This window comes from Streptomyces triculaminicus (genome assembly GCF_017349075.1).
Classification (GTDB): Bacteria; Actinomycetota; Actinomycetes; order Streptomycetales; family Streptomycetaceae; genus Streptomyces; species Streptomyces triculaminicus.
On the sequence record NZ_JAFMOF010000006.1, the window covers coordinates 37,295 to 63,707 of the forward strand.

The 26,413-nt window shown below is 70.2% G+C and carries 24 protein-coding genes and 8 pseudogenes; 18 read left to right on the forward strand and 14 right to left on the reverse strand.

Features of this window, described 5'->3' with window-relative positions; genetic code table 11:
• Nucleotides 1-39 precede the first annotated feature (39 nt).
• Nucleotides 40-718, forward strand: a pseudogene (locus J1792_RS34765) (site-specific integrase); the annotation flags it as partial.
• A gap of 273 nt (nt 719-991) precedes the next feature.
• Here J1792_RS34765 and J1792_RS31455 read toward each other — a convergent pair.
• Together J1792_RS31455 and J1792_RS31460 are read right to left on the reverse strand one after the other, a co-directional pair.
• Nucleotides 992-1,636: an NADPH-dependent F420 reductase gene (locus J1792_RS31455; RefSeq protein WP_207248724.1), complete on the reverse strand. Its 645-nt coding sequence runs from the start codon at nt 1,634-1,636 to the stop codon at nt 992-994.
• Between the two features lie 48 nt (nt 1,637-1,684).
• Nucleotides 1,685-2,497 (reverse strand): inositol monophosphatase family protein, encoded by an 813-nt coding sequence (locus J1792_RS31460; protein WP_207248725.1) that lies wholly within the window; start codon nt 2,495-2,497, stop codon nt 1,685-1,687.
• Between the two features lie 115 nt (nt 2,498-2,612).
• On the opposite strand from J1792_RS31460, the gene J1792_RS31465 reads away from it, so the two are divergent.
• Entirely contained in the window at nt 2,613-3,554 is a 942-nt protein-coding gene (locus tag J1792_RS31465; RefSeq protein ID WP_086569634.1) for a LysR family transcriptional regulator, read from the forward strand.
• 60 nt (nt 3,555-3,614) lie between these two features.
• Here J1792_RS31465 and J1792_RS31470 read toward each other — a convergent pair whose 3' ends face one another.
• The 3 genes from J1792_RS31470 to J1792_RS31480 form a co-directional block, all read right to left on the reverse strand.
• Complete coding sequence (locus J1792_RS31470) at nt 3,615-4,052, reverse strand: site-specific integrase (protein WP_207248726.1); 438 nt, start codon at nt 4,050-4,052, stop codon at nt 3,615-3,617.
• 212 nt (nt 4,053-4,264) lie between these two features.
• Nucleotides 4,265-4,927, reverse strand: a complete 663-nt coding sequence (locus tag J1792_RS31475; RefSeq protein WP_086569631.1) for a response regulator — start codon at nt 4,925-4,927, stop codon at nt 4,265-4,267.
• The gene (locus tag J1792_RS31480; protein ID WP_207248727.1) at nt 4,924-6,078 is read right to left on the reverse strand and encodes a sensor histidine kinase; all 1,155 of its coding nucleotides are present in this window, start codon (nt 6,076-6,078) and stop codon (nt 4,924-4,926) included. Before J1792_RS31480 ends, J1792_RS31475 begins: the two co-directional genes overlap by 4 nt.
• Before the next feature lie 259 nt (nt 6,079-6,337).
• On the opposite strand from J1792_RS31480, the gene J1792_RS31485 reads away from it, so the two are divergent.
• Nucleotides 6,338-7,849, forward strand: a complete 1,512-nt coding sequence (locus J1792_RS31485; protein WP_207248728.1) for an alpha/beta hydrolase family protein — start codon at nt 6,338-6,340, stop codon at nt 7,847-7,849.
• 557 nt (nt 7,850-8,406) lie between these two features.
• Nucleotides 8,407-8,910, forward strand: coding sequence for a hypothetical protein (locus J1792_RS31490; protein WP_086569624.1), 504 nt, complete (start codon nt 8,407-8,409; stop codon nt 8,908-8,910).
• 318 nt (nt 8,911-9,228) lie between these two features.
• Here J1792_RS31490 and J1792_RS35550 read toward each other — a convergent pair.
• Together J1792_RS35550 and J1792_RS31500 are read right to left on the reverse strand one after the other, a co-directional pair.
• Nucleotides 9,229-9,774: pseudogene (locus J1792_RS35550) on the reverse strand (ribonuclease FAU-1 family protein); the annotation flags it as partial.
• Nucleotides 9,710-10,141 carry a VOC family protein gene (locus J1792_RS31500; protein ID WP_207248729.1) on the reverse strand — a complete coding sequence of 144 codons (432 nt, stop codon included), beginning with the start codon at nt 10,139-10,141 and terminating at the stop codon, nt 9,710-9,712. The gene J1792_RS31500 and the pseudogene J1792_RS35550, both read right to left, overlap by 65 nt.
• 655 nt (nt 10,142-10,796) lie before the next feature.
• Here J1792_RS31500 and J1792_RS31505 point away from each other — a divergent pair.
• The 8 genes and pseudogenes from J1792_RS31505 (at nt 10,797) to J1792_RS31540 (ending at nt 15,721) form a co-directional block, all read left to right on the forward strand.
• Nucleotides 10,797-11,417: an RNA polymerase sigma factor gene (locus J1792_RS31505; RefSeq protein ID WP_086569620.1), complete on the forward strand. Its 621-nt coding sequence runs from the start codon at nt 10,797-10,799 to the stop codon at nt 11,415-11,417.
• Nucleotides 11,414-11,806, forward strand: a complete 393-nt coding sequence (locus J1792_RS31510) for a hypothetical protein (RefSeq protein WP_086569618.1) — start codon at nt 11,414-11,416, stop codon at nt 11,804-11,806. Before J1792_RS31505 ends, J1792_RS31510 begins: the two co-directional genes overlap by 4 nt.
• A 114-nt stretch (nt 11,807-11,920) precedes the next feature.
• Complete coding sequence (locus tag J1792_RS31515) at nt 11,921-12,529, forward strand: DUF5954 family protein (protein ID WP_207248730.1); 609 nt, start codon at nt 11,921-11,923, stop codon at nt 12,527-12,529.
• A gap of 8 nt (nt 12,530-12,537) precedes the next feature.
• Nucleotides 12,538-12,822, forward strand: a pseudogene (locus J1792_RS31520) (cyclic nucleotide-binding protein); the annotation flags it as partial.
• A 295-nt stretch (nt 12,823-13,117) separates the two neighbouring features.
• Nucleotides 13,118-13,666: a nitrobindin family protein gene (locus tag J1792_RS31525; protein ID WP_086569614.1), complete on the forward strand. Its 549-nt coding sequence runs from the start codon at nt 13,118-13,120 to the stop codon at nt 13,664-13,666.
• 86 nt (nt 13,667-13,752) lie between these two features.
• Nucleotides 13,753-13,932, forward strand: a pseudogene (locus J1792_RS31530) (transposase); the annotation flags it as partial.
• Nucleotides 13,933-14,199: 267 nt separating this feature from the next.
• Nucleotides 14,200-15,195 carry an aldo/keto reductase gene (locus J1792_RS31535; protein ID WP_086569612.1) on the forward strand — a complete coding sequence of 332 codons (996 nt, stop codon included), beginning with the start codon at nt 14,200-14,202 and terminating at the stop codon, nt 15,193-15,195.
• Between the two features lie 97 nt (nt 15,196-15,292).
• Nucleotides 15,293-15,721, forward strand: a complete 429-nt coding sequence (locus J1792_RS31540) for a hypothetical protein (RefSeq protein ID WP_086569610.1) — start codon at nt 15,293-15,295, stop codon at nt 15,719-15,721.
• An 88-nt stretch (nt 15,722-15,809) separates the two neighbouring features.
• On the opposite strand, the gene J1792_RS31545 is transcribed toward J1792_RS31540, so the two are convergent.
• From J1792_RS31545 to J1792_RS35565, 6 genes and pseudogenes are all read right to left on the reverse strand, one after another.
• Nucleotides 15,810-17,435 (reverse strand): purple acid phosphatase family protein, encoded by a 1,626-nt coding sequence (locus tag J1792_RS31545; RefSeq protein ID WP_086569608.1) that lies wholly within the window; start codon nt 17,433-17,435, stop codon nt 15,810-15,812.
• Nucleotides 17,436-17,593: 158 nt separating this feature from the next.
• A pseudogene (locus J1792_RS35555) lies at nt 17,594-17,823 on the reverse strand (helix-turn-helix domain-containing protein); the annotation flags it as partial.
• 43 nt (nt 17,824-17,866) lie between these two features.
• A complete protein-coding gene (locus tag J1792_RS31555; protein WP_207248731.1) occupies nt 17,867-18,133 on the reverse strand; it encodes a YxzC family protein in 267 nt (88 codons plus the stop codon).
• A 173-nt stretch (nt 18,134-18,306) separates the two neighbouring features.
• Nucleotides 18,307-19,067 (reverse strand): annotated as a pseudogene (locus J1792_RS31560) (MerR family transcriptional regulator).
• Nucleotides 19,068-19,282: 215 nt separating this feature from the next.
• Entirely contained in the window at nt 19,283-19,552 is a 270-nt protein-coding gene (locus J1792_RS35560) for a helix-turn-helix domain-containing protein (protein ID WP_307843138.1), read from the reverse strand.
• A gap of 21 nt (nt 19,553-19,573) precedes the next feature.
• Complete coding sequence (locus J1792_RS35565) at nt 19,574-19,819, reverse strand: hypothetical protein (RefSeq protein WP_307843139.1); 246 nt, start codon at nt 19,817-19,819, stop codon at nt 19,574-19,576.
• Between the two features lie 375 nt (nt 19,820-20,194).
• Between J1792_RS35565 and J1792_RS31575 the strand changes: the two are divergent.
• Both J1792_RS31575 and J1792_RS31580 read left to right on the forward strand, forming a co-directional pair.
• A pseudogene (locus J1792_RS31575) lies at nt 20,195-20,991 on the forward strand (IS5 family transposase); the annotation flags it as partial.
• Between the two features lie 47 nt (nt 20,992-21,038).
• Nucleotides 21,039-21,527, forward strand: a complete 489-nt coding sequence (locus tag J1792_RS31580) for a DUF4265 domain-containing protein (protein WP_242645945.1) — start codon at nt 21,039-21,041, stop codon at nt 21,525-21,527.
• 182 nt (nt 21,528-21,709) lie between these two features.
• Here the strand turns inward: J1792_RS31580 and J1792_RS31585 are convergent, their stop codons facing one another.
• On the reverse strand, nt 21,710-22,150 hold the full coding sequence (locus J1792_RS31585; protein ID WP_207248732.1) for a phage tail protein: 441 nt from the start codon (nt 22,148-22,150) through the stop codon (nt 21,710-21,712).
• Between the two features lie 272 nt (nt 22,151-22,422).
• Between J1792_RS31585 and J1792_RS31590 the strand changes: the two genes are divergently transcribed.
• The 4 genes and pseudogenes from J1792_RS31590 (at nt 22,423) to J1792_RS31605 (ending at nt 26,079) form a co-directional block, all read left to right on the forward strand.
• Nucleotides 22,423-23,304, forward strand: coding sequence for an IS5 family transposase (locus J1792_RS31590; protein ID WP_207248733.1), 882 nt, complete (start codon nt 22,423-22,425; stop codon nt 23,302-23,304).
• A gap of 512 nt (nt 23,305-23,816) precedes the next feature.
• A complete protein-coding gene (locus J1792_RS31595; protein WP_207248734.1) occupies nt 23,817-24,539 on the forward strand; it encodes a hypothetical protein in 723 nt (240 codons plus the stop codon).
• A 252-nt stretch (nt 24,540-24,791) separates the two neighbouring features.
• Nucleotides 24,792-25,634, forward strand: a pseudogene (locus J1792_RS31600) (IS701 family transposase); the annotation flags it as partial.
• Complete coding sequence (locus J1792_RS31605) at nt 25,594-26,079, forward strand: transposase (RefSeq protein ID WP_443742783.1); 486 nt, start codon at nt 25,594-25,596, stop codon at nt 26,077-26,079. The pseudogene J1792_RS31600 and the gene J1792_RS31605, both read left to right, overlap by 41 nt.
• The last annotated feature ends 334 nt before the right edge of the window (nt 26,080-26,413 follow it).

Here is a 26,413-nt window from a genome sequence, read left to right on the forward strand (position 1 = left end):
CTAAGGATCTGTCGGCCATGGTAGGCAGCTGAACGGGGCGGGGTGGACAAGACCGCCGAACGGCTCGGCGAAACCCGGCCGCTGGCGTCGGTCGCGGACGACGAGACCGGCGAAGCCCTCGAACTGCTCTGGGGCAGCGCGGCGGTCAACACCTGCAACTCCCGCCGGGCGTGAATTGCTGTCCTGGCTCGGCTGGTGCCAGGACAGCGGCTACGAGGGGCCGACGGTCCCGGCCTGGGCAAAACGACTGACAGTACCGGACTCCGAAACCCCGGCCCGCTCGAAGATGGCGATCGACCGGCTGATCGCGCGACGCGAGGTGCACCGGCGGGAGAAGACGCTGGGGCGGATGCTCTACGAAACCGCCGGGCGGGCGGAGGAGGTCCTCGGCGTGAACGTCGAGGAGCTGGACTTCGCCGGGCGCCGCTGCCCGGTCAAGGCGAAGGGCGCCCGGAGCACGGCCCGCCGCCGGGGCCGGGCGCGCAAGGACGACATGCTGAAGACCGTGCACTGGGACGCCGGCACCGCCCGGCTGCTGCCCCGACTCCTCAAGGGCCGCACTCGCGGGCCAGTGTTCGTCACCCACCGCCGTCCGCGGCCGGGCAAAGTCGTCAGCCCTCGCGACGTGTGCCCGGACACCGCGCTGGCCCGGCTGTCGTACAGGCAGGCCCGCGCCCTGCTCGATGAGTACACCGCCCTGCGCGGACCGGGCACGGGTTGCCGGGGGGGGCCGGCAAGCCGACGGTGTCGCCGCAGCGATGGATGCGCCGATCCACGCGTGCGGCACCGGAGGCGCCCATGCGGCGCCCGTTGATCGAACAGTGCCACCAGGCACCCATGACTGCACGCATCCACCTCGGTACGTTCGATGGTGGCTGCCGCGAGTGAGAGTGCGCCGGGCCGCTGTCCGGCCTCGGCGAACCGGGGGAAGCCGCGGGCAGCTTCCTCATGCGGGGCCGGCTCCCGCTCCGTGGTGCCGACCCTGACGGGGTCAGCGGGCGAGGGATACGGCGAAGGGCTGGAAGCCGTGTCGGCGCAGGATGTGGGGCACCACCAGGATCATGGCCTCGGTGGCGCGGGCTGTGGTGATGTCGCCCAGGTCCTCGATCCATGCGGGCTGCCAGCCCAGGTCCCCGAGCAGGCCGGTGACCGTCTTCTTCGCGTGTTCGTCGTCACCCGACACGTAGACGGTCGGCGGGGTGGCCAGGGTTTCGGGAGCGGTCATGACCATGAACAACATGGTGTTGAGGGTCTTGACCACACGGGTGTCCGGAAGGAGGGCCTGAAGTTGCTCGGCGAGGCTGCTGCCGGGGTAACACAGGGCGCCGGGCAGGCCGTCGCCGGCGTCGAGGGTCGCGTTGGAGACGTCGACCAGTATCTTTCCGGCGAGTTCGGCGCGCAGATCGGTGAGCCGGTCCAGGGTGCTGTCGCCGGGCGTCGCGTTGATCACGATGTCCGCGGTGCGGGCGGTGGTGCGCTGGTCGGCGAAGGAGACGCCGGGGCCGATGCCTTCGGCAGGCGCTGCGGTCTCTTCCGGGTTCCGGACACCGAGGGTGACGTGGTGTCCGGCTGCGGAGAGCTTGCCGGCGAGGTTGGCGCCGACGCGGCCGGCGCCCAGGATGCCGATGCGGGTCATGAGGTGATGCTCCTTGCGGTGCGAGGCGGGCAGAGCGGAGATGTCCGGTCAGGCGATCGGCGACAGGACCCTGAGGGCGGCGGTGTGGATGCCGGGGGCGGCGGCCAGGAAGTCGCGGCTGCCCGTGTTCCAGGGCTTGCCCACCAGGTCGGTGACGGTGCCTCCGGCCTCGGAGACCAGCAGCGCACCGGCGACCAGACCGGAGCGGACGTCGGAGAACTGCCAGAAGGCGTCCGTGCGTCCGGCCGCGACGTGGATGAGCTGCATCGTGGCGGGAACGGACACGCGCACGACCAAGCCGTTGATGAGCATGGCGGTGACCGAGTCACCGATCCGCCGGAAGGTGCGCTCGTCCTCGCCGGGCCTGGCCTGGCCGGTGCCGACGAGCGCGGCGCCCAGATCAGTCTTGGCGGACACCTTCAGAGGCCGCTCGTTGAGGCGGGCACCGCCGCCGGCGACAGCGGTGTAGGTATCGCCGGTCAGTGGCAGGTGGACGACGGTGAGCACCGGCTGGTTGTCGCGGACCAGGGTGGCGGTCACGGCCCAGTCCTCCATGCCGTGAACGTGGTTGATGTTGCCCTCGGCGGGGTCGACGACCCACCACTCCCCCGACGGGAGCGCACCGCCGGCCAGCTCGTCCTCGGCCCACCGCGATCCCCGCCGGGCCCGCAGCAGCGGCTCCCGCAGCACGTCCAGCACCGCGTCGTCGTTGGCGTGGATCTCAGCGACGACCTCCTCCAGACCGACGCCCCGGGCGTGCGGGGTGTGACGGTCGCGCAGGGTGAGGCCTGCGCTCTTCACCGCGGCGGTCACCTCGGACAGCAGCGTCGTGCCGGCGGCGAAAGACATAACTGTGCTCATGATGGGCTCCCTGGATTCGATGTATGCGGGCGGCTTGTCTCGCACCCGCACTTCGAAGGTAGGCCCCCCAGTCATTAACAACAAGTGCATGCTACTCAGTTGTAGAGTTACTGCCATGCAACTGGATCTGAACCTGCTCATAGCCCTGGACGCACTACTGGAAGAGGGCAGCGTCGCCGGCGCCGCAGCACGCCTCCACGTCACCGCACCGGCGATGAGCCGCTCTCTGGGCCGCATCCGCAAGGCCACCGGTGACCAGATCCTGGTCCGCACCGGCCGCAGCATGGTTCCCACCCCCCGCGCACTGGCCATGCGCGCCCAGGTCCACGCCCTCGTACAGCAGGCCCACCACCTTCTCTCCGCACAGCAAGAACTCGACCTGGCAGCCCTGGACCGGGTATTCACCGTGCGCTGGCACGACGCCCTGACCGCCGCCTGCGGCACCGCCCTGATCACCGCCGTCCACCGCCAGGCCCCCGGCGTCCGGCTGCGCCTGACCGCCGAACCCGGAACGGACGACGCCGAGCTGCGCCGGGGCGAGGTCGACCTCGAATCGAGCTCCAGCCCTCCGACACTCCCCGACATCCGCCACCGCCTCGTCGGCCGCGACCGGCTGGTCATCGCCGTCCGACCAGGCCACCCCCTCACCGAAGGCCCGCTGAGCATCGAGCGCTACGCAGCCGCCGAACACCTCACCGTTTCGCGACGCGGAAGCCTGCACGACCCGATCGACGACGCCCTGACCACCCACGGCCTCGAACGACGCGTCATCGCCGCCGGACCCACCACCGCCTTCGCACTGCAACTCGCCCTCGACACCGACCTGGTCGCCACCCTCCCCCACGCGGCCACCCGCGCAGCCCGGGAACAACTCGGCCTCGCCACACTGCCCCCACCACTCCCACTGCCCGAAGTCCCCCTCTACCTGCTATGGCACCAGCGCTACGACGACGACCACGCCCACACCTGGCTACGAGACCTCGCCACCAAAACCATCCAAACACTGTTCACACCACCGACCACCTCCCAACAAGCCCACACCCGGACCAGGCAGTAACGCGCACCCCCGGGAACAAACCCAGAAAGACTGACTCCCGTCCTCGTGAACATCACCTATTCATGCGAAGGCCAGGACCACCCGGTCAAACTTCGCCGGTAGCCGCCGCGCCCATGCACCCTGGACCACCAGGAAGTCGACCGGCTTGGCCTTCCCCGGCGCGGCGGACTGCTGGCGCTTCGCCCACGCACCATTGGCGTTCTCCCGCCGCAGCACGTGCAGGTGCGAGCTGGATACCCGGCAGCCAAGCGCAGTGGAGTCCGGCATGAAGTGCATGTCCTCGCGCCGCAGGCCCGCCGCGGTGCCGCGGCGCAGTCCGGCGCGGGCGAGCAGCAGAACAATGAAGCGGTCGCGGGCGTTGTGGCAGGCCATGAACAGGGCCACCGCTTCGGCGTCCGTGTCCCGGTCCCGGCGCTTGCACGGCACCTGCACTCGGTGGCGGGCCTTGAGCCGGTAGCTCATCCCCTCGCCGCGGGCTTCCTCGGGAGGACTGGCCACGGCAGGAGTACAGACCCACGCCCCAGGCCGAGGTGATCGGCAGGAGCACGCCGCCGACGGAATCGCTCTCGACCCAGACCTCGACGCGGCGGGACTGCGAGGCCCACCAGCTACCACCGCAACAGCCCCACCGGCGGCGCCGTCCCGGTCGGCAACGTGGTCGGCCCGGTCCGCGCCGTGGTCTGGCCGCTGTTCTGAGCCACCGGCCGGCGTCAGGCCGGCGGGACCAGGCGGTTGTCGTGGGCAAAGACCACGGCCTGGATCCGGTCGCGGAGTTCGAGCTTGAGCAGGATCCGCCCCAGATGGGACTTCACGGTCGCCTCCGCCAGGTACAGGGCGGCCGCGATCTCGGCGTTGGACAGGCCGCGGCCGACCTCGACGAGCACCTCGCGCTCACGGGCGCTCAGCCGGTCCAGCCGCTCGTCGCGGACGGCGACGCCGCCATCGGGCAGGTGCGGGCGGACGTCCTCCAGCAGGCGCCGGGTGATCCGCGGGGAGAGCACCGCGTCGCCCGCCGCGACGTTGCGGATCGCGGTGAGCAGCTCCTCGGGCCGGGTGTTCTTCAGCAGGAAGCCCGAGGCTCCGGCGGCGAGACCGGCGAGGGCGTACGCGTCCAGGTCGAAAGTGGTCAGGATCAGCACTCTGCTCTGCGGGGAGACCTCGACGACCTGTCGGGTCGCCTCGATCCCGTCCGTCCCGGGCATCCGGACGTCCATGAGGACGACATCGGGCCGCAGCTCCCGGGCGAGGCGGACGGCCTGGCCGCCGTCCGCGGCCTCGCCGACCGGTGTCATGTCGGGCTGGGCCTCCAGGACCGTGCCGAAGGCCATCCGGAGCAGCGCCTCGTCGTCGGCGATCAGGATGCGGATCGTCATGCGGAGGCTGCCCCGCCGCTGTTGAGGAGGAGTCGGGTACGGACGCCCCAGCCGCCGCCCGGAAGCGGTCCGGCCCGCAGCGTCCCCCCGTAGGCGGCCGCGCGCTCGCGCATGCCGGGGATGCCGTGGCCGGACGGTTCGGTGGCGGGAAGCGCCGGCCGGGGGCCGCTGTCGGCGACGTCCACACCCACGCTCCCGGCCGAGCACTCGACCAGGACCGTCGCGCGGGTGCCGGCAGGTGTGTGCTTGAGGGTGTTGGTCAAGGCTTCCTGCACCAGACGGTAGACGGTGAGTTGTGCGGTGGCCGGTACGTGGGCGTGGCCGCCGCGGACCTCCAGGCGGGTCGGCAGCCCGGCGGCGGCCATCTGGTCGGCGAGGGCCTCCAGCTGGGCGATGCCGGGCGGCGGGTGGCGCTCCGCGTCCGGCTCGTCGGCCCGCAGGACGCCCAGCGACCGCCGCATGTCGGTCAGCGCCTGCCGGCCCGTCTCGGAGACCTGCAGCATCGCGGCGGTGGCCCGGTCCGGGGACCTGTGCTGCGCGTAGACGGCGGCATCGGTGAGCGCGATCATGACGGACAGGTTGTGGGTGACGATGTCGTGCATCTCGCGGGTGATCCGGGCCCGCTCCTCGGCGACGGCCAGCCGTGCCTGCTGCTCCTGGTGCAGCGCCAGCCGCTCGGCCCGCTCCTGCACGGCGGCGAGGTAGGCCCGGCTGGTCCGCACGTTCACCCCGAGGACGGCGGCGGCGACGACCGTCGCGGAGAGCGCGACGAAGGGCGTCAGGAACGCGCCGTCCGGTGCCCAGCGCAGGCAGGCCAGCACGGCTCCGCCCTCCACGACGGCACCGGCGAGGAGCGTGCCGCGCCGGCCTGTGTGCGCGGCCGCCGTGTAGAGGGCCACCAGCAGGGCGACGTCCGCGGGCAGTTGGACGTCCATCAGCCACTGGACGAAGGCCGCGGCCGCCACGGCGCCGAACACCGCGAGCGGGGCCCGGCGCCGCCACAGCAGGGGGAGCGCCAGGGCGGCGGTGAGCGCCGCGGCCACCGGCAGCTCCCGCGCCGGGTAGGCGGTCACGACGTTCAGGAGGAGAAGGACCGGCAGCGCCGCGTCCCACACCAGGGGCGGTACCCGGTCCCGGTGGCGCACCGTCACACCTCCCCGTCGATCGGTCGTCGTGGCGGCCCGACCGGGACCGTCAGCGCGTACAGCCGGAGCCTAGGCCGCGGGGGCGACGGCGCGCATGAGCCCATGGTCCGACCGCACCCTGCCGGGGTACGACCGTAGGAGGAGGCCCACCACCTCCCGCGGTCGCAGAGCGGCCGCCGGACGGGCGTGACCGGTTGCCACTCCGGTCGCACCGCGGCCCGCCCGGGTTGCGACCGGAGTGGCAACCGGCGGCGACCGGGGACCGATGCGGCGGCGCGGACCCGGCGTCGAGCATGGCCGGGTGACCGAAACCATCACGGGGCTGTCGATGTCCCTTCCGGAAGTCCTCGTCTTGCTGGGGGCCCTCGCGCTGGTGGCGGCGCGCTGGCTCCCCCCGGCCGCCCGCCGGCCCGTCACGATCGGGGCGGGGGCGGTGCTCGTGGCGTCCGCGACCGTGCTGGGCGTGGTGGGGATCCGCTGGCAGCTGCTGCCGGTCCTGGCCGGCGCCGCCCCAGCGTCGGCGTTCGCCCTCCAGCCCCTGCTGCGACGCCGTACCGGCCGACCGACGTGGCGGGCCCGCTGGTGGCTGGCCCTGCCGGGATCGCTGGCCTGCGCCGGCCTGATCGCCACCGGCCCGGTGGCCGCCTGGGCCTTCCCCGTGCCCGTCTTCCCCGAGCCGTCGGGCGAGTTCGCGGTCGGCACCCGGGTGGTGCAGTGGACCGACCCGCTCCGCCCCGAGAGCTTCACCGCCGATCCGGACGACCGGCGCACGGTCGTGGCCCAGCTCTGGTATCCCGCGCAGAAGAGCCCCGCCGGCACCCAGCGGGCCCAGTACCTCGGACGCACGGAGCAGGAGGCGCGCACCGTCGCCGACGCCCTCGCCGGCGGGGTCGGCCTGCCCGGCTTCCTGGTCGACGGCGTCCCGCGGGCCCGCAGCCGTGCGGTCGTCGACGCCCCGGTGGCCGGTGGGAGAGAACGGTTCCCGGTCGTCCTGTTCTCCCCTGGGTCGGGCGGGGTGCGGACCCAGAACACCGCCTGGGCGGAGGAGCTGGCCAGCCACGGCTACCTGGTCGCCGCCCTCGACCACCCGTACGACTCCGCCGTCGTCGTCCTCGCCGACGGCCACACGATCCGCGCCACGACCGCCTCCAGCGGGGACCGGGACCGGGACGAGGAGCTGGCGGCGGGCTGGACCGCCGTCCGGGCCGCCGACCTCGGCTTCGTCCTCACCCAGCTGGAACGGCTGGACCGGGGCGAGACCGCCGACCCGCTGACCGGACGCCTGGACACCGGCCGCGCCGCGGTGGCCGGCCACTCCCTGGGCGGTGCCGCCGCCCTGCAGGCGGCCCGGCAGGACCGCCGGTTCGACGCCGTCATCGACCTGGACGGCTACCCCCACGGCCCCACCGCGCCCGCCCTCGAGCAGCCGGCGCTCGCGCTCACCCAGGAGATCACCGCCGGCACCGACCCACGCTACCTGCCCCGCCTCACCGCCGCCCTCGAGCACAGCACCGCGACGAGCTACCGGCTTGCCGTCCCCGGCGCCGGGCACCTCACCTTCATGGACGGCCCGCTCTACCTTCCGCCGGTGCCCTCGATCGTCGGCACCCTGGGCCGCACCGAGAGCCCGCGCGTCGTCGCCGGAGCCACCCTCGCCTTCCTGGACACCGTCCTGCGAGGCCGCCCCGGCGACCCGGCCGACACCCTCCGGGCCTACGGGAAGGTCTACACGGTCTCACCATCAGGGGCTCGGGGAACTGCGACGCCGACCCCGTGATTGGCCAAGAGTGCGCGGGCAGGGATTCCGCTAGCCGGGGGACGCCACGTCGGCCGGCGACCGCGCGGCGCTGCGGCGCCTCGAAGGACAGCGCCCCAGCCTCCCACACCACCAGCTCCCCATCCGCGACGAGGCCCTGAGGCAGCTGGTGGGCCGCAGCCACCAGGTCGGGGAAGCGGGACTGGATGAGCGCGCCGCGCCGTGATTGCAGCACGGCGTCCCCGGGCCGGGGTGAAGACGAAACACCGGTATCCGTCGAACTTCGGCTCGAACGCGAGACCGCCAGACAGCGCGCCCGGCCCGGGAAGCTTGCCACGTGGAGGGGCGAGCACCGGCTCGACCGGAGGCATCAGCACCACCAGGTCGTCCCGGCCGTTCCCGGCGAGCGGAAGCCGACTCGTCCCACACCCAGAAGAACGACGTCCGCCTACGGCCGGTGCTCGGCCGTACGGGCACCGCTCCCCCGGTCAGGCGACGGAGGCCCGCCGCCCAGCCCGGAGCGCGTGTGGGCCGGGCTGGCTACCGCCCGCACAACTCCATCGGACATACTGCCCGCCGTGGAGCAACGCATAGGTCACAACAGCCCGCCCGTGCACGCCGCCGGAACCGATCCGGCATTCGTCCCGGGCCTGACACCGCCACGTCCCGCCGAGCCGGAGGAGCATCCGCCGGTGCCGAGGGATGCTGCACCGGACGTCCGCGCCGAACCGGAACCGCAGGCGGAAGCGGAGGAGGCTGCCGCCGAGGTGGAACCGCAGCCGGTGACCGACGGCCCGGTCTTCGAGGTGTCCGACCAGCGCGGATCGATCACCGTCGACAGCACCGGCGTCATCTTCCGGCTCGATGACGAGACGGCCGAGTTCGGCTGGCCGGAAATCGGCGCGGTGGAGATGAGCACTCCCCCGTTCGGCCGCCGGCTCACCGTCACCGTGCACACCACCGGCCGCCGCAGCTACCACGCCGATATCACGGCAACCAACCGGAACCTGCCCAAGCAGTGGGCAGCGGAGCTGGACACAGTGCTGGACTCCTACTTCGAAGACACCCAGACCACGACCTGAGTACGGGCGCCGCTTCAGCGGGCCGGGCGACGGAGCCCCGCCGCCCGGCCCGGCTCTCTCTTCCTCACGGCTATCGCGTGGGGAAGAGGTGTCATCGCCTGCGGACGGCTTGCCCACAGGGCCTGACCTGCGTGAACGGGCATCCGGTTTGGGAAGCTCCCACCTCCGGTCAAACCTTCGATTCCCCGCTTGAGGTAACCGTCCTGCCAACGGTTCAGCCACCCGTCGGTGCAACCTCCCCCTGCTCGCGAGGACCTGGTCGCGGGCGGCGTCCACGGCCTGGTGCTCGGTGTCGGTGACGATGCCGAGCCGCCGTACGTGCGCGTACTCGTCTTCGTCCTTCCACTGCCAGGTGGTCAGGTCGGGGTCGACGACCAGGTCCACGGTGAGGTCGAAGGTGTCGAACCCGTCGCCGGTCCGGGCGGTGGGGCGCTCCAAGTTCACGTACCAGTTCCGCAGCCCGTCACTCGCGTAGAAGGCGTTGACGCTGAACCAAGCCGCCGGCGGCTTCCACAGCAGCAGCTCGGTCTCCTGCCACACCGCATCCGCAAGCTCCCACGTGCCGGTCGCCATCGCGTCGAACGCCTCCGTGCGCACCGACCGGTCGCCGTCGGCGTGTGCCTTGACGTGCAGGGCCGGCCAGCGGGTCTCAGCTCCCGGCGGGCAGGCGGCCACCAGGGCCTCGCTGGTGTCGGCATCGCCCGACTGCACAACCTCGCTCTCACGGGATAGCTTCTGCCGCGTACGAGTCCTGAGAGGTCCCCGGGTGACGGCTCCCCCTCGCAGTCTCAGAGGAGATTCAGGCGAGGCAGAACTCGTTGCCCTCGATGTCCTGCATCGTGATGCACGACTCGTTGACGCCATCGGCGCGCTGCGTCAGCACGTGTTTCGCGCCGAGCGCCATCAGCCGTGCGCATTCGGCCTCGAGTGTGGCCAGGCGCTCGTCACCCACGAGGCCGGTGCCGACCCGCACATCGAGATGCACGCGGTTCTTGACGACCTTGCCTTCGGGAACTCGCTGGAAGAGCACGCGCGGGCCCACACCCGAGGGATCAGTGCACGCGAAGTAGATCTCATCCTCAGGCGGCAGCGAGTGGTGGTACTCCTCCCACGTGGTATAGCCCTCCGGGACTGTCGGTACGACGTACCCCAGCACCTCGCACCAGAAGGCGGCGAGGCGCGCAGGTTCCGCGCAGTCGAAGGTCACTTGGAACTGCTTGATCGTTGACATCGGCGCACGATAACAGGGGCCCTGCTCATCTCCCCAGGCGGGTGGATCCACACGTTGCCAGGAGGACGGCCCCTGCCATCCGCTGCTGTGTCGTGCGGTCACAGGGGTGAACCGAGGTCGGCGCCTCTCCCAAAGGGTGGGACCAGGATCCGACCTCAGCCGACCACTCTCGTGCCAAAGATCAGTTACGGGACAGCCCTTTAGGCATGAACCGCGAGGCAGTAGAACCAGCGCGCGGTGAAGGCAGCCCACTGCAGGACGTTTACCCCTCTCGCCCGACCGACATTCGCACACCGGGGCCCCGTCCATGTCCGCCAGTCGCCCCCGGTTGTGCCGCTGAGAGGCCGGTTCGACGACGTGGCGCGGTGCGCGCCGTCGTTTCCCGGCCTTTGCGCCCCGTGTGCCGTGGCCGTGGGAGTGGGGTTCACAAGAGACTTCGGCTGTAGGCGAATCCTTTTCGGATCTCCCTGCCTCTTGTCTGTGTACCGGCCGAACGGACCGGCAGAACCGAAAAGGAACCACCCATGATGGTCACCAGCCTCGTAGTGATCGGAGCCCTTCTCGTGGGCGCGTGCAGCCGGCACCTGATGCGGCGTTACAAGAGCCGAAGCTGACCAGCACCCTGCCTGTAGGGCGCCTTCCGTAGGAGTCTCAGATGAACCAACGCTTCACTTGGCCGGACGAGCGGCTGATCAAGGCCGCTCAGGACGGCGACGTCACTTCGCTCACCACCGTTGTCATGGAATCGCAGCCTCATGTGCGCAGGTTCGCCATATCGCTGTGTTCCTCACCGCAGGACGCGGAGGACGCGGCGCAGGAGGCACTGATCATCCTCTATCGGAAGATCGGCACTTTGCGGGCCACTGGCGCGCTTGCCTCATGGATGTTCCGGATCGTGCGCAACGAATGCCTCCGGCAGGTACGGCTGCTCGTCTCGCAGAGCGACGAGGCGACAGCCGAACCGGCGGCTGCGGAACCGTCCGCCGAGGACGCGGTGCTGCACAGGCTGGAGGCGGAGCGCATCGCGGCTGCGGTCAGCGCCCTCCCCCGTGACCAGCGGCAGGTCCTGATCATGCGGGACGTACAGGGCCTGCCCGGCAAGACCGTCGCCCATGCGCTCGGTCTGAGCAGCGCCGCGATGAAGTCGCGGCTGCACAGAGCACGCGCAGCACTGCGTCACTCTCTGGCAGTGACAGACCAACCACTCGGTCAAGCCGCCGATCAGGCGCGCGATCAAGCCACCGGCCAACCAGTCGGAGGAGTCTCACGACCATGAACACCATGAACGTCGCCAACACAGTGAAACCCATGCAGGGCGCGAAGGCCCAGGCCGCCGCACAGTCCGCCGCGCCCGAGATGAACTTCGCCAGCAAGTCCGTCCCGCGCCATCTGGCGCGCGGCGCCATCGGCTTCGGCCTGATCACCGGCTCAATCGCCCTGGTACCCGTCGCCGGCCCGGCCACCCTGCTGGCGGCCCCGTTGGCCCTGATCGCCTTCCGCGGCTGCCCTACCTGCTGGATGGTCGGCCTGGCGCAGACCATCTCTCTCGGCCGTCTGGAGCGCCAGTGTGCGGACGGCATTTGCACCCTCACCAAGGCACACCCGGCGGCGAAGGCCACGAACGAGCCGACAGCCCATATCAACGTCCCGGCTGCTTCCCGGTAACCACGACCGCTGATCCTTCGGAATGACTCGTCCAGGAATCAGCAAACCCCCGTGAGCACAGCCTGGGGTCGACAGGATGAGCGTATGGGTCATGGGGAAATGAGTCCGGGCTGGATGCGGCCGATCTTAGTCAGGTATCCGGAGGATCCCGTGGAGGCGGTCGTGGAGGCCGACGCACTCGCCGCCGCGCTGGATGTGAACACGGTACTGGTGCGGGGGCCGCTGTTCGGGGTAGCCGCACAGGACGTCGGCGAAGCACCCCGGTGGCGCGTTGTGGTCGCGGTGCAGGAGGGCTGTCCGCAGCAGGCACGGAACAGCCTCAACTCGCTGTTGTGGTTCCGGGCGAAGGACGAGGCGCAGAACCCGGCGGAGCGGCGTGCCCTGCTGGCAGCGGTAGCCCGGCTGGAGAGCGAACGCGTTGATGAGCTCACCGTGCTCGGGACCCGCAACCGGGTGGTGCGTGCCGAGGAGTACGCCGGGCTGGGGCGGGACGGCATCGAGCAGCCCCGGCCGACCGACCCCGAGCCCGCCGTCCCCAACTGGGACCGTGGGAAGCGGGAGGCGCGGATCGATCATGGTCTGCTCCTGGAGCCCGAAGCGCCCATCACGCCCGTCCAGGCCGCGGAACGGCTGGCGCTGCGCGACTGGACTACGCCGGGGCCCGGTTCCCCAAGGACGTGCGCAGGGACTCCCAACAGGCGCTTACGACCCATCCGGACGTGATGCCGCTGCAGGGCTTCGTCCTCACCGGCGCCGACGCCCAGGCTGCGGCCGACGCGAGCCAGTGGGACTCGCTCGGCCGTGGTTCGTTGCTCCTGGAGACCACCCTTCCCGGAGTCTTCGCCGCCGGCGACGTCAGGAGCGGCTCGGTCAAACGGGTGGCCTCGGCGGCCGGTGAAGGTGCCATGGCGATCCGCCTCGTACACGAGCACCGGGAAAAGACGGGCAACCTCGTCCGCACCGCCGGACCCGAGGGGCCTCGGCCGGTGGCGGGCCGGCCCGTGTCCCGGCGCTGACCCTTCCGGGATGAACCGGGCGACGATCTCCCCGTACCGCCGGCACCTGCCGGCGGGGGTCGGCGTGTCACGCGGCGTCGACGTTGCCTCGGGGCATCCTGTGGGCTCTTGCGATCGCGGGGGCAGCCGATGAGAAGGGCCCAGTCATGCGGGTGCCGCCCCAGGGCGTTACGGCCGTGGCTCTCCTGGCGGATCCGGATGCCCTGAACAGGCAAGATCAGCAGACCTGACGACGCACTATGAGTTAGGCCGGTGCCGACCGGCATCGGCCTCGACCCACCCAGGAGGGCACACCATGTTCGACCCCGCCCGGAAGTACCCGTTCCCCGATGCCCTGGGACTGGACGAAGCGCCTGCACCACATGCACTGCTCGCCCCGGTGAGCGGGCTGCTGGGGACCTGGGCCGGCCGAGGCCGCGGCGGGTATCCGACGATCGGCGAGGAGTTCACGTACGCGCAGGAGGTCACCTTCAGCCATGACGGGCGGCCCTTCCTCCACTACGAGGCGCGCGCCTGGCTGATCGACGCAAACGGCACCCCGCTGCGGCCATCGGCCCGGGAGAGCGGATGGTGGCGCATCCAACCCGACGGGCGTGTCGAGGCCCTGATCACCCAGCCCACCGGCATCGCGGAGATCTCGGTCGGCAACGCGGCCGAAGGCGTGATCGAACTCGCCACCGACCAGGTGGCCCTCACCCCCACCGCCAAGAAGGTCATTGCCACCCGCCGTCGCTACACCCTGATCGACGAGGACACCCTCGACTTCATCCACGACCTCGCGGCGGTCGACCAACCGCTCCAACACCACCTCACCGCCCAACTCCGCCGCAGGCGCACCGAGTAGCCCCAAAACCGCCCGGGGACAGGCGACGCCGCTGCGCTGCCGGCGCGCCCGCGACTCCGACGGCACCTACGGCGTCCCCCGCGAACAGGGCCCGCATCGAACAGCGAACACCGCAATGGCAACGAGGTTACGCGGTGCGCGCCGGCTGCGAGGCCACCGTCTCCGAGACGGTACACGCCCACGGCCTCCGTCAATGCCGCTACCACGGAGCAGCAAAGACCCACGTTCAGCACGTCCTCACCGCCGCCGGCCTTCCCTCCGCCTGACCAGCAGAGATCACCAACAGCATCCCGGAAGTGAGCCAGAGCCAACGATTTACCGTCCCGGCTCTCGTGGTGGCGGCGATCGATGCGAAGATGCGGGAGGTCGAACTGCCCGAGGAGCCACCGGCCGTGACGGCCTTCGTCCCTTCGGACGTGGACTACGCGAGCGAGGTCCGCTGGCTCGTCGGGGGGCCGCGCCTACTCCGCCCTGGTGAAACACGGGCAGGGCAGCGGGCAGTGAGCCATGGGACACGTGAGGAGAAGCAAGTCATGAAGAACCGCAGACTCGGTGGCAGCGGTGCGACCGTTTCGGCCATCGGTCTCGGGTGCATGGGCATGTCCGTCGCCTACGGCCCCGCCGATCCGGCGGAGACACAGCGCACCCTCGACCGCGCCGTGGAGCTGGGCGTCACCTTCCTCGACACGGCGGACGCCTACGGGCAAGGGGCCAACGAGGAGCTTCTGGGGGGCTGGCTGCGCGGGCGGGCGCGCGAGAGCTTCTTCCTCGCCACGAAGTTCGGGCTGCGGCACGACCCGGTCAGCGGACGGGTGGACCGGGTCGACAACTCGCCGGAGCACGTGAGGAGGGCCTGTGACGCCTCGCTCCAGAGGCTGGGCGTCGACCACGTCGACCTGTACTACGTCCACCGCCGCTCGCCCGAGGTCCCGGTCGAGGAGGTCGTGGGGGCCATGGCGGAGCTCGTCTCCGCCGGCAAGGTGCGCTTCCTCGGCCTGTCGGAAGTGAGCCCCGGGACCCTGCGCGACGCCCACGCCGTGCACCCGGTCAGCGCCGTGCAGATGGAGTACTCGCTCGCCACCCGGGACGTGGTCGAGGGGGAGATGCTCGCGACCTGCCGGGAGCTCGGCACGGCCGTGGTGGCGTACTCCCCGCTGGGCCGCGGCATGCTCGCCGGCGCCGTCTCCTCGCGCGACGAGCTGTCCGAAGGGGACAACCGGCTGCGCTGGCCCCGGTTCTCCGCCGAGAACATCGACCGTAACCTCGCGCTCGTACGGGCCCTCGAAGCCGTCGCGGCAGAGATCGGCTGCACCCCCGCGCAGGCCGCCCTTGGCTGGCTGCTCGCCCAGGGCGACGACATCATCCCGATCCCCGGCACGAAGCGCTTCGCCCGCCTGGAGGAGAACGCCGCGGCCGTGGACCTGGTCATGACGCCGGAGCAGCTGGCGCGGATCGGCGACGCCGTCCCCGCAGAGGCGGTGGCCGGCGGGCGCTACCCGGAGCAGGCGCTGAGGCGGCTGGGGCACTGAACCGGCTGGGGCGCCGGGTCGGCCGGGGCACCGGTTTCCTCCGCCAGGACCTCGACGCCGTCATCGCCGGGCTGACCCTTCGCTCGTCCTCGCCCGGATGTGGATCAACGGAGCGCACCAGTGGGTACTCGCCGAGGAAGCCGGCCCGCCGGACCCGCGGACGACGGAGTGGACCACCACGGCCGCTCTCGAAGCCGCGCCGAACGATCGGCAGGAGCTGGACTCCCACGTTCAGGCCGTGATGGCCGAGCTGGAGGCGTACAGCGCCCACCAGGCGCAGACGCCTGGTGGGGCGTCGTGGCTGCACGTACAACACGTCCCGGTCCGTCGCCTCGCCGGTCAACCGGTCCGCAAGCTGCTCGCGCTGAGTGCGTGGGAGCCGTTCGCGCGGAACCCCGGCTGCATCATCCCCACCCCGCGCGAAGCTCTGCTCGGGACACGTGGGTACGGCCTCGTCGGTCCCGGCTGGCGCAAAGTCGAGGTTGAGGTTGAGAAGACCCGAACTCCTCCGTCTCCCACCCCATGACCACTCCCCTGCTTCGCTCCGAAGTGCCCGGTCGGGCCCCTGTGGGAGATCTCCCGGCCGCTGGTCCGGCCTGCCAGGGCCGGTCAGTTCAGTGGCGCGCGTCCGAGCGCGGGCGCTGCAGGGTGAAGGTGTCGACGGGTGTCAGGTCGCCGTGGGGCCCGTCGAACGTGTAGTAGGTGACGCGCATCCGTGTCAGGCCCTCGCGGCGGTCGCCGGGATCGACGTCGAACGCGGCGAAGCCGCGGTTGTACTTGCGGTCCTGGACGGCGGCCCAGGGCGCCTCCTCGGGGATCCACACCGGCTCGCGGTGGCCGGAGGAGGTCTTGTCGTCCTTCAGGCCGACCAGGACCCGGGCCCGGGGTGTGTCGAAGAGATCGTCCTGGCTTGTGGCGATGTTGCCGCCCGCGCCGATGACCATGTGGACGGTCCCCTTGCCCGTGTCGATCAGGTCGGTGCGGGTGGAGACCGGGAGAGGGGTGCGGGCCTCGTTGGGCAGGGTGCCGCGTACCGGGTGCGACCGCTCGTAGTGGTGCTCGTGCCCGCTGACCACCAGGTCGACCCCGTACGCGTCGAACAGCGGACCCCAGGCCCGGCGCACCCCCAGATCGCTGCCGGCGCTGCGGTGGCTGGAGATCATCGGCTGGTGCATGCACACCACGACCCAGTCGATGCCCCGGTCCGCCCGCGCGGCCTTCAGCTCGCGCTCCAGCCAGCGACCCTGGGCACCGCCGGAGTATCCGCTGATGTAGGTGTCCCCGCCGTCCTGGAGCGCCACGTCGTCGTTGGCGAGGCTGATGAAGCGGACCGCGCCGACCGTGAACGCGTACCACATGCCCCGGGTCTCCTCGTCGGAGGAGGCGGACGAGGAAGGCAGCGCGAAGTAGGTCTGGTAGCCGGCGGCGCCGATGGGCCCGTTGCCCTTCTCGTTCTCGTGGTTCCCCGCGCAGGGCATCCACGGGCGCAGCCGGGTGGAGCGGCTGTTGTTGATGAACCAGTCCGCCCAGGTCGCCGCCCGGCTCGTGCCCCACGCGCCGGCGATCGCGGCGTAGCACAGGTCGCCGTTGACGAAGTTGAACAGTGGGGCGACCCGCTCGACGGCGGAGACGATGTCCGCCGAGGCGGGCGAGCCGACCTGGCTGCTGGTGTGCAGCGGGAAGCGGTTGACGGGGGAAGGGACACCGTCCGGAAGGTGGATGACCCGGCGCAGGTTGGGCGTCGCCTGGTCACCGAAGCTGGTGAAGGTGAAGGCGGCGCGGCCGCGCGGCGCCGTGGTGAACGAGCCGGTCTCCGGGGTCGCACCGTCGTGCCCGGCCGCGTACAGGTACGTGGCCGAGGGGCGCAGGCCGGTGATCCGGGCGTGGTGGACGTACACCTCCTCCTTCGACAGCCCGTCCCGGTAGGTGCGCGTCTCGGCCTCGACGAGGCGTCCGCCGTGCCCGCCCTCGGGAGAACCGAGCCGCACCTGCGGCCTGCGGACCGACTGCGGGGTGATCCAGGAGACGGTCATCTCCGAGGACGGGTCCGAGCCGAACTGCAGATGGACGCCCAGCACTCCGGGCGCGCCCAGCCGGTGCGGCCGGCTCTGCAGCAGCGGCCCCGGCGCCGGGGCCGTCGGCGAAGGGGAAGCGGCGGCTTCCCCGGTGGCACCGGTGACGAACGGGACGGTGGCCGCGGCCGACGAGCCCTTGAGTACGGACCTACGCGTGATCGCCATGAAACGCCCTGTTCCCTGGGGGAGTTGATGATCCTTGGCACTGTAAACGATCAATACTTGATCTGCCCACGACGATTTTGTGCTCCGGGTGCCCACCCGGGGCTACAGTCCGCCTCGCGCCGCGCCCATCACCGGGAACGTCACCCTCACGCGCCGGACCGAAGTCCCTCGTGGCTGATGTCGTCGTCCCCTCTGTGACCAGGAAGTCGGCAAGCTTGGACAGGCTCCAGGCCGAAAAGGGCAGGCCGTGATCGACCGGCTCGGACTTGGCGATCTTCTTGACCTCACGCCGCTCAGGCAGGCAGAGCGCCTCGAAGCCGTCGGCGTTATGGTCGTGGATCACATCACGTACCCGGTCAGGGCCGGTGAACGTCACCTCGGCGATGCGCACAGCCTGGCAGTGACCGGAACGGCAGACGGCTTCGGCTGCGTCACATCGTCCGGCGCTTCCTCAGCTCGGCAAGCCATTCGCCTACCTGCTCGTCGTCGTGCAGGTAGCCGCCGCTCTCGCCCACAGGAAGATCGATTCCGTGGAGGAGATTCAGCGCCCACCAGGAAACGTCGTCCCAATCGAGCCCGTCCTCGGTCACCCATCGCCCGGCCCAACGGTCGACCTCGTCCCGGGTCAACCGACCTTCGACAATTGCAACGAAGCGGTCTTCGATCTCATGAAGAGTGGGCTGGCGGCTGGCATCCATGCCCTCACCGTACAGACAGGGCAAACGTTGGCTGATGCGGCACCAGGACCACCGCGCCCGGGCCGGCACGCCTGGTTCTTCTCGACAGCTGCGGGCCCTCTGTCGGCGGAGCTGGCACATAGCCCGACCCGGCAGGGGCCGCCGCACCCCCGTGGCGGCGGCCCGGTCCCGGCTCAGCGCAGCCGAGTTGAGGCGTACGCCTCGATGGCGGCCCGCTGGTATGCGGCCAGGCCCGGCGCGATCGCCTCGTACGCCGCGTGCCAGTGCTCGTTCTCCACGCAGGTACGCCGATCGCGCGGTACTCCTCAGCCGTGGCTGCCCGGATCCGGGCCAGCGTCCGGTACTGGGCGTCGATCTCGGCCTGCACCGCATCGGCGTCAGTGGGTAGGCCGGCGGCCAGCAGCTCGGCCAGCCGGATCATCTGCGCCGTGCGGTCGCGCTCGTCGGCCTCGCTCTCGGCCTCGCTCCACGTCGAGGTGTGCCGTTCGATGGCCCCGACCAGCTCCGGGAAGCCGCGCAGGACCTTCATGCACTGGGCGGGCCGGACGCCCTCGAACAGGTTTTCCGGCCGGCTGATGCTGATCACGTCTGTGCCATCCTTCCTGGACTGCTCCAGTTCGGTGATCGTGCGGGCTACGATGCCGGCGAGAGCATCGAGCCGGTCGCGTTCGGCGAGCAGCCGAAGGTGGTGGCCCCGCAGAGCCTCCAGCTCGTCGACCTGCGCGGCCAGGATCCGGCCGATTTCAGGCAGCCCCAGGCCCAGCGCCCGCAGCACGAGGATCTGCTGCAGCCGCAGCAGTTGGCGCTCCTCGTAGTAGCGGTGGCCGTTGGCCCCGATCCAGGCCGGCGGCAGCAGGCCGATCTCGTCGTAGTGCCGCAGTGCCCGGGCCGTCACACCCGACATCCGGGCGACCTCCGCGATCGGCCAGACCATCGCAGCCTCCCCCACCCGTACTTCACCGAACCGGAATCTTCCGGCTCTCCTCAGGACGATAGAGGCTTCCGCAGCGGCAGCTTCAAGCCCAGCCCAAGCTCCCAGGTCACGCACCGATCAGCGGCCCCCCGGACGGTGATCACTATGGGTCTCTTCGCGAAACCCGGCGCTGCCGAAACTCGTGGGCCCGCTCCGCCCGGCCGGGCGGACGACGGTCACCGCTGCTCGGGCTCCCCCCGGGGTGGAGGGACGTCGTCCCGCGCGTCGAGTGCGTCGCGCAGCATGGCGCGAGAGGTGATGCCCAGCTTCGGATAGACCTGGTACAGGTGCGCCCCGACGGTGCGGTGGGAGAGGAAGAGGCGCTCGGCTATCTGCTTGTTCGTCAGTCCGGATGCGGCCAGGCGGGCGACCTCCCACTCCTGGGCACTCAGTTCGGCCGCGGGCGATGAGCCGGGTCTTCGCCTGCTCCAGCCCGCCGCTCGCAACTCCTTCTCCGCCCGCTCGGCCTACGGCCGGGCGCCCAGGTCCTCGAAGGTCGCCAGCGCGGCGCACAGCGGTGCCCTGGACTCCGCCGTCGCCCGGGCCCTGCGCATGCGCTCGCCGTACGCGAGCTGGACGCGGGCCCGGTCGAAGCGCCACCGGTCGCTCCCGGGAGTGGCCAGCGCCAGGGCGAAGAGCCGCCGCGCCTCCTCGTCGTCCTCGGCGAGGAGGGCGGCCGACGCCTCCACCAGCATCGCGTGCCGGGAGGACACGGCGGCTCAGCGTGCTCGGAGATGCTCGGCAGGGCGCTCAGGAGCACGGAGGCGGCACGTACGCGGATGCCGGCGGGCGGGTCGGCGAGAGCGTCGTGGAGGGCGTCGACGGCGTCCCTAGCGGCGGCGGCGAGGGCGGCGACGGCCTCGGCGAGGAGGGCGCGGCGGGCGGCCCGTACGTCGGCTTCGAAGGCGGGGTCCTCGCGCCATCGGCGGATGGTGCGTCCGCTAGCGCCGACCTGCTCGCCGGTCCTGTCGGTGGTCATGCCGCGGGCGAGGCACAGCACCGCACGGCTGCGCTGGTCTAAGAACTCCTAACGGAATGATCTTCGAGGTGGTTGGATCGCTCCGGGAGTGACGATCCGGGGGTGTGGGGTGGCTCGGTCGAAGCCGTGGCATGTTGAGGACGAGCTGTGGGCGGTGATCGAACCGCTGTTGCCGAAGGTTGAGCGCCGCTCTCGCTATCCCGGGCGCAAGCGGCATCCGGACCGGCTGGTGTTCCAGGGCATTCTGTTCGTGCTGCATACCGGGATCGCATGGGAACACCTGCCGCAGGAGCTCGGTTTCGGCTCGGGCATGACGTGCTGGCGCCGCCTGGCTGAGTGGACCGAGGCCGGCGTCTGGCACCGGCTCCACGAGGTTCTCCTGGCCGAACTCCGCAGGGCGAACCTGCTGGACTTCTCCCGGGCGGCGGTCGACGGCTCCCACATCCGGGCGTTAAAAGGGGCCCCAAGACGGGACGAAGCCCTGTTGACCGGGGTAGGACGGGCAGCAAGCATCATCTGATCACCGACGCCACCGGCATCCCGCTCGCCGTCATGCTGACCGGCGGGAACCGCAACGACGTCACCCAGCTCATCCCGCTCTTGGAAGCGGTGCCGCCCGTGCGGGGCAAGCGCGGCCGTCCGCGGCGGCGCCCCGATGTCGTTCTCGCTGACCGCGGGTACGACCACGACAAGTACCGACGCCTGGTCTGGGGGCTCGGAGTGAAGCCGCTGGTCGCCCGGCGGGGCACCGAGCACGGCTCCGGACTGGGCACTCAACGCTGGGTCGTCGAGCGCGCGTTCGCCCACCTGCACTGGTTCCGCCGCCTGCGGATCCGCTGGGAGATCCGCGACGACATCCACGAAGCTTTCCTGACCCTCGGATGTGCACTGATCTGCTGGCGACGTCTGAACACGCCCCGCTGCATCGAGGCCGCGACAGCTGTTGCAGGATCTTGGAGTCGGGACCCAGCTCCGGGAGGCACCCCATCACCATCATCACGCACGAGGACCCGATCGGCCGGGGCCCCACCAACTACGTGATCCACGCCGATCTGTCGGACCGGCAGGACGGCTGGCGCGAGCAGCTGTGGACCCGCCAGCTCACCGAGGACACATTCGAGGTGGCCTGTCTGCCGTTCTTCACCTATGGAATCTGCTACCGCGATGTGGTGACCATCGACAGCAACCACCTGGTGAACAGGGTTGTGCGCAAGTCCGGCCACCGGACCCTTCGCGTCGCACTCGTCGCGGAACACGCAGACCGAGACCAGGTGCACGAGCTTCTGCACGGCAAGGCTGTCGACGCCGGCCTGCCACATGAGTGGCTTCAGGGCACCTACCTGGCCGTGGACCTCCCGCCTGGCTCGGATGAGGCGCCCTTCGTCGAGGCATTGGAACCCCTTGCCCAGGCCGGCGCCCTCCACTGGGAGATCGACTCCTGACCCGAAAGATCATTCCGTTAGGAGTTCTAAGGCGTGTCCGACGGATCGGTACCACCGGACACGCCCCAGGCCTGTCTGATAGGTCCGTGGGCTACTGGTGCCTGGGCTGCATCAACCCTTATGTCATCCCGCCGCGATCGGCTGGCCTCGGTGGGGCGCTCGGGCCGGGAATGCAGCGGTCACTAGCCGATGGTGATGTCGTCGTAGGCGAGCGTAATCGTCTCGATCCCTGCGCTGGCATCGCCTGCTGATAGGGCCGGTCCCTTCCACGACGAGGCCCAGGCGTTGACCAGGTTGACATGCAGCACCGGTTTCTTATTCGCATCAAGGAGCGAGATCACGACGTTCTGCCGCGCCTCATCGAGATCTTGGTTTGTTGCCGTCAGCACAACCCAGTCGACCCACACCTTGCTTGCGTCCATGGGCCGGGACAAGGTGATGTCCGGCAGCTGCTTGGCACCGGGGATCTTCCGGGTTACCAGTGAGCCCTCTGGTGTGACTGTCTTCACCCCAGTGGCATCCTGCTCGAAGGTCAGGCCGCTGAGCCCTTGGTAGGTCGCCACCCGGAACTTCCCCAGATCGACGGCAAACATGTCCGCCCCGAGCGCGTCGCCAACCTGCATGTGAGCTCCCTTTCCGGTTCGCGCCCTACGCCGCAGCCCGTCACCCGGGGACCGGCCACGGGGGCGCCTCTCGTCTCCAGCCGCGGAAGCTTTCCCCCTCTGTCAGCGTGCTATGCCAGCCCGCAGGTGTACTGCGAATGAGTCGCACGTCCTCTGACCACGGAGACGCAAGCGGTACAGCGACGAACGCACTGCCACGAAGCCTGAGGAGCGCTTTCACGGGACGCGGACCTATCGGACACGCCCTAGGCATTCGCATCGTTCCGGCCGGTGTGGGGCGGGGCGATCTGTTGGATCAGGAGTGGGCACGGTTGGAGCCGCACTTGCCGAAGAACGTGGGACGGGGCGGGCGTTGGAAGAGTCATCGCAGGGTGATCAACGGCATTCTCTTCCGGCAGCGGACCGGTGTCCCGTGGCGTGATCTGCCAGCACGGTTCGGGAAGTGGAAGACCGTGCACGACAGGCATCGCAGGTGGTCGGCGGACGGCACGTGGGAGAGGATCCTGCGGGCCGTTCAGGCCGACGCTGATGCGGAAGGCCGGATCGACTGGAGCATGGTCAGTGTGGACTCGACCTCCTGCCGTGCCCATCAGCACGCCGCGGGCGCCCGCACCGCCGCGCCTCTTGTCCCTGGACGACGCGGCCGGCCTGTTCAGCATCGTTCGGATGAGGCCCTGGGCCGCTCCCGTGGCGGGCTGACCTGCAAGATCCATCTGTCCGGTGAGGGCGGCCGACGTCCGCTCGCGTTCGTCATCACACCAGGCCAGTGGGGCGATGCCCCGCAACTGATCCCCGTCCTCGAACGCATCCGCGTCCCACGGCCCGGCGGCGGTCATCCGCGCACGCGCCCCGGTCACCTGGGCGGCGACAAAGCTTACTCGTCCCGCCAGAACCGCCGGTACCTACGGCGTCGGCAGATCAAGCACACCATCCCCGAACGCAAGGACCAGCGGGCCAACCGCCAGCGCCGCGGTAGCGCGGGCGGCCGACCCGCCGGCTTCGACAAGACGATCTACAAACGCCGCAACGAAGTCGAGCGGACGATCAACGCCCTCAAGGGCTTCCGCGCCGTAGCCACCCGATTCGACAAAAGGGCGTACATCTTTCACGGCACCGTGACCGTCGCGGCTATTCGCCTCTGGCTTCGCCCGTAAGCCGCCGGACAGCCCCTAGCACTGAGGGAATTCCACGTCAGTGGCGACTTCAGGGTCGCGCGCGACGGCATGTCGGAGGCCATGAACCCCTCGGGGGGATTCCTCTGAGCTGCCTCTGACGCCATGGCACCGCTCCCCGTGCGTTCCGCGGGTCGTCTATGGCTTGTCCCACGGGTTGAGAGTCGGGCTCGCCGGCGAATCGTTTCGTTCACCGTGGGGCGGGGTGACCTTACGGACGTGGAGTGGGTGCGGCTGGAGCCGCACCCACCAAGAGAGCATATGTCTTTCGCGGCACAGTCACCTCGGGGCGATCCGGTGCCGACTCCGCCCATGACCTGCCGGGCAAGCCCTTGGACCGGCCGAGCAATGCGCGCTGGGCCGATCAGGCGAATAACCGCCGACGGCCCGGATTCCCGCCGCCGCAATAACCGGACCGCCCCCGCCTGAATGCGAACCTGAAGTTGTCCAGTAGGTGTCTTGCCTGGTAGGGCTCAACGATCGGGGAGCGCGCAATGGGCGGTGCGAAAGAGCCTTTGGACCCCACGGAATCCCCATCCCCGACCATCGGAGAGATTCAGGCCGCGCTGGGGAAACGCCTGGACGACGTGGCCAAGATCCTGGCCGGTGCTCTCGTGGCGGTGGCCGGCATCATGACCACCTTGGGACTCAACAGCAAGTTCGTGTTCGTCGCTCTCAACAACAGGTCGTGGCCCATCTACGTGGCCTCGCTCTGCGCCATCCTCTCCATCGTCTGCAGCATCGCCGCCCTGCTCATCCGCCCCACAGGACGCGGAGTCCTGTGGGAGACGGGCGTGCTCGTCCTCGGCGTCGTCTTCTACATGGCATCTCTGAGCATTGCCGTGGTGGGGGCCGCCCAGGCCGCGGGCGGAAACGGCCGCCCGACCTTCACCAACGTCAGACTCGATGGCCCTCGCTCCAACATGCGGCTGCACGTCGGCGTTCACGCCGACGGCGTCCAGAAGTGGTCGCACATCGAGGTGACCGTAAACCCTCGGAACGGTTCCTCCGGGAAGTGGGGTAGCGACCTCTACTGGAGTGTGCTCAGACCTGACGATCAGGGGAAGATCGCGCAGGAGATCGACATCCCGCTCTCTCCTCCGGCCGGAACGTCGGTGGTCGCGGTTGGGGCCGTTAACCCGGACGAGGCCGAGCCGGGGGAATGCGAAGCCAAATCACAGCACGGGCCGGCTTGCACGGAACTCCACATCCCCTGAAGCCAGCCACATCGACGGGGTCCGCGGCTGGACTCGAAGAGCCACAGCGAGAACAGCCCGGAGCCTGCCGATACTGCAGCGGTTCGTGGCCGTCCAGGGCCGAAGTCCCGAGCCCGCTCCTCAAGAGATCGCCCTGATCCACGCCGATCCGGACGGCATACGCATGGGGCGGTCGTCAGACCCCTCGGACAGTCCCTAGTACTGCAACGGTCTTTGCCGTGACGGTTGGGCAGTTCGGTCGGTGGTCAGCTCATGGGTGGGGAGCTTGCTGATGCCCGGTCGTGGGCTGGTGAACTGAACTTCTTGCATGAGCGGTTCGTGCACCGTTTTTCCAGGTCGGAGCCGCGGGAGTCGGCTCTTGCCTATATGCGGGGGCTGATGGCTCCGCTGGAGCGGAAGAACGGTTGGACGCTCGCGGAGGAGGCCGGGCACGCGGGTCCGGACCGGATTCACCGACTGTTGAACCGGATCGGCTGGGACGCCGATCAGCTCCTGGATGACGTGCGGGACTACGTCGTCGAGCATCTCGGCGATCCGGACGCGGTGCTGATCGTGGATGACACCGGGTTCCTGAAGAAGGGCGCCCGCTCGGCCGGCGTCCAGCGTCAGTACTCCGGAACCGCCGGGCGGACGGAGAATTCCCGGATCGGGGTGTTCCTCGCCTATGCCGGCGGCCGGGGCCGCACGTTGATCGACCGACGTCTGTATCTGCCCACGACATGGACGGATGACCGGGAACGGTGCAGGGCGGCCGGCATCGACGACACGGTCGCCTTCGAGACGAAGGTGGTGATGGCCAAGGCCATGGTCCGTCGGGCCATCGCGGACCGGATTCCGTTCCGGTGGGTGACCGCGGACGCCGCCCAAAGGCTGGCGGACCTGGAGAGTGCGGATGTCTTCCATGTCATGGCGACCACCCGCCATGACACAGTCGTCTCCCGCTGGGCAACGCGATGGCATCTTCGAGCAGCTCAACGCCCTGCTGCGGCGCCGGGTCCGGGAGAACGAGGGCCGCAGCCCGGAGCCGACCGGCTTCGTGATCGACGCGCAGAGCGTGAAGACCTCGACCAACGTCCCCGCTCGCGAACAAGGCGCCGACGTCGGCAAGAGGGTCGTCGGCCGCAAGCGGAGCATCATCATCGGCACCACCGGGCTCATGCTCACGGTGCTGGTCACCGCCGCCAGCCTCCAGGACTCCGTCGCCGGCGAGCGCCTCCTCAACCGGCTCGCCGCCGAGCACCCCGGCATCCGCAAGGGCTGGGCCGACCGCGGCTATCGCGAGTACCTCGTGGACCATGCCGCCCGCCTCGGCATCGACCTCGAAGTCGTCCGCCGCACCCCCGGCACCCGCGGCTTCACCGTCCTCCCGCGCAGGTGGGTGGTCGAACGCGCCCTGGGCTGGCTCATGCACCATCGCCGCCTGGCCCGCCACTACGAGGCCCTGCCCACCCGCTCCACCGCCATGATCTACATCGCGATGATCGCCCTAATGCCCCGCCGCATAACCCATGAATGCACACCAGCCTGGCGAGGCACGTGAACCACATCAAGTATGCGGAACGGGGCGAAACAACGGGTGAAAACGCCCTCTAACGGGAAAGCCATCGGGCACCTGCCCCAGGCGGTGGCCTCCTGCTCGCCCAGGAACTGCGGAGGATGCGACGCTTGTAGGTTCTCGCGGCCTGTGTCATCTGCCGAGCCTCTGACCCGGGTGTTCCTCGGGCGTCTCACGCCATGTCATCTGCTGGAGTCTCAGCTCCGTTCCATTTCCTCGCTGCTTCGGGTGGTTCCGTCGAAGCGGCGAGCCGCCTCTGACGCGTAGATAAAGACAGGGCGGACGGTGGCTCTAGGACGATCTTCGCACCAGGCTTGTC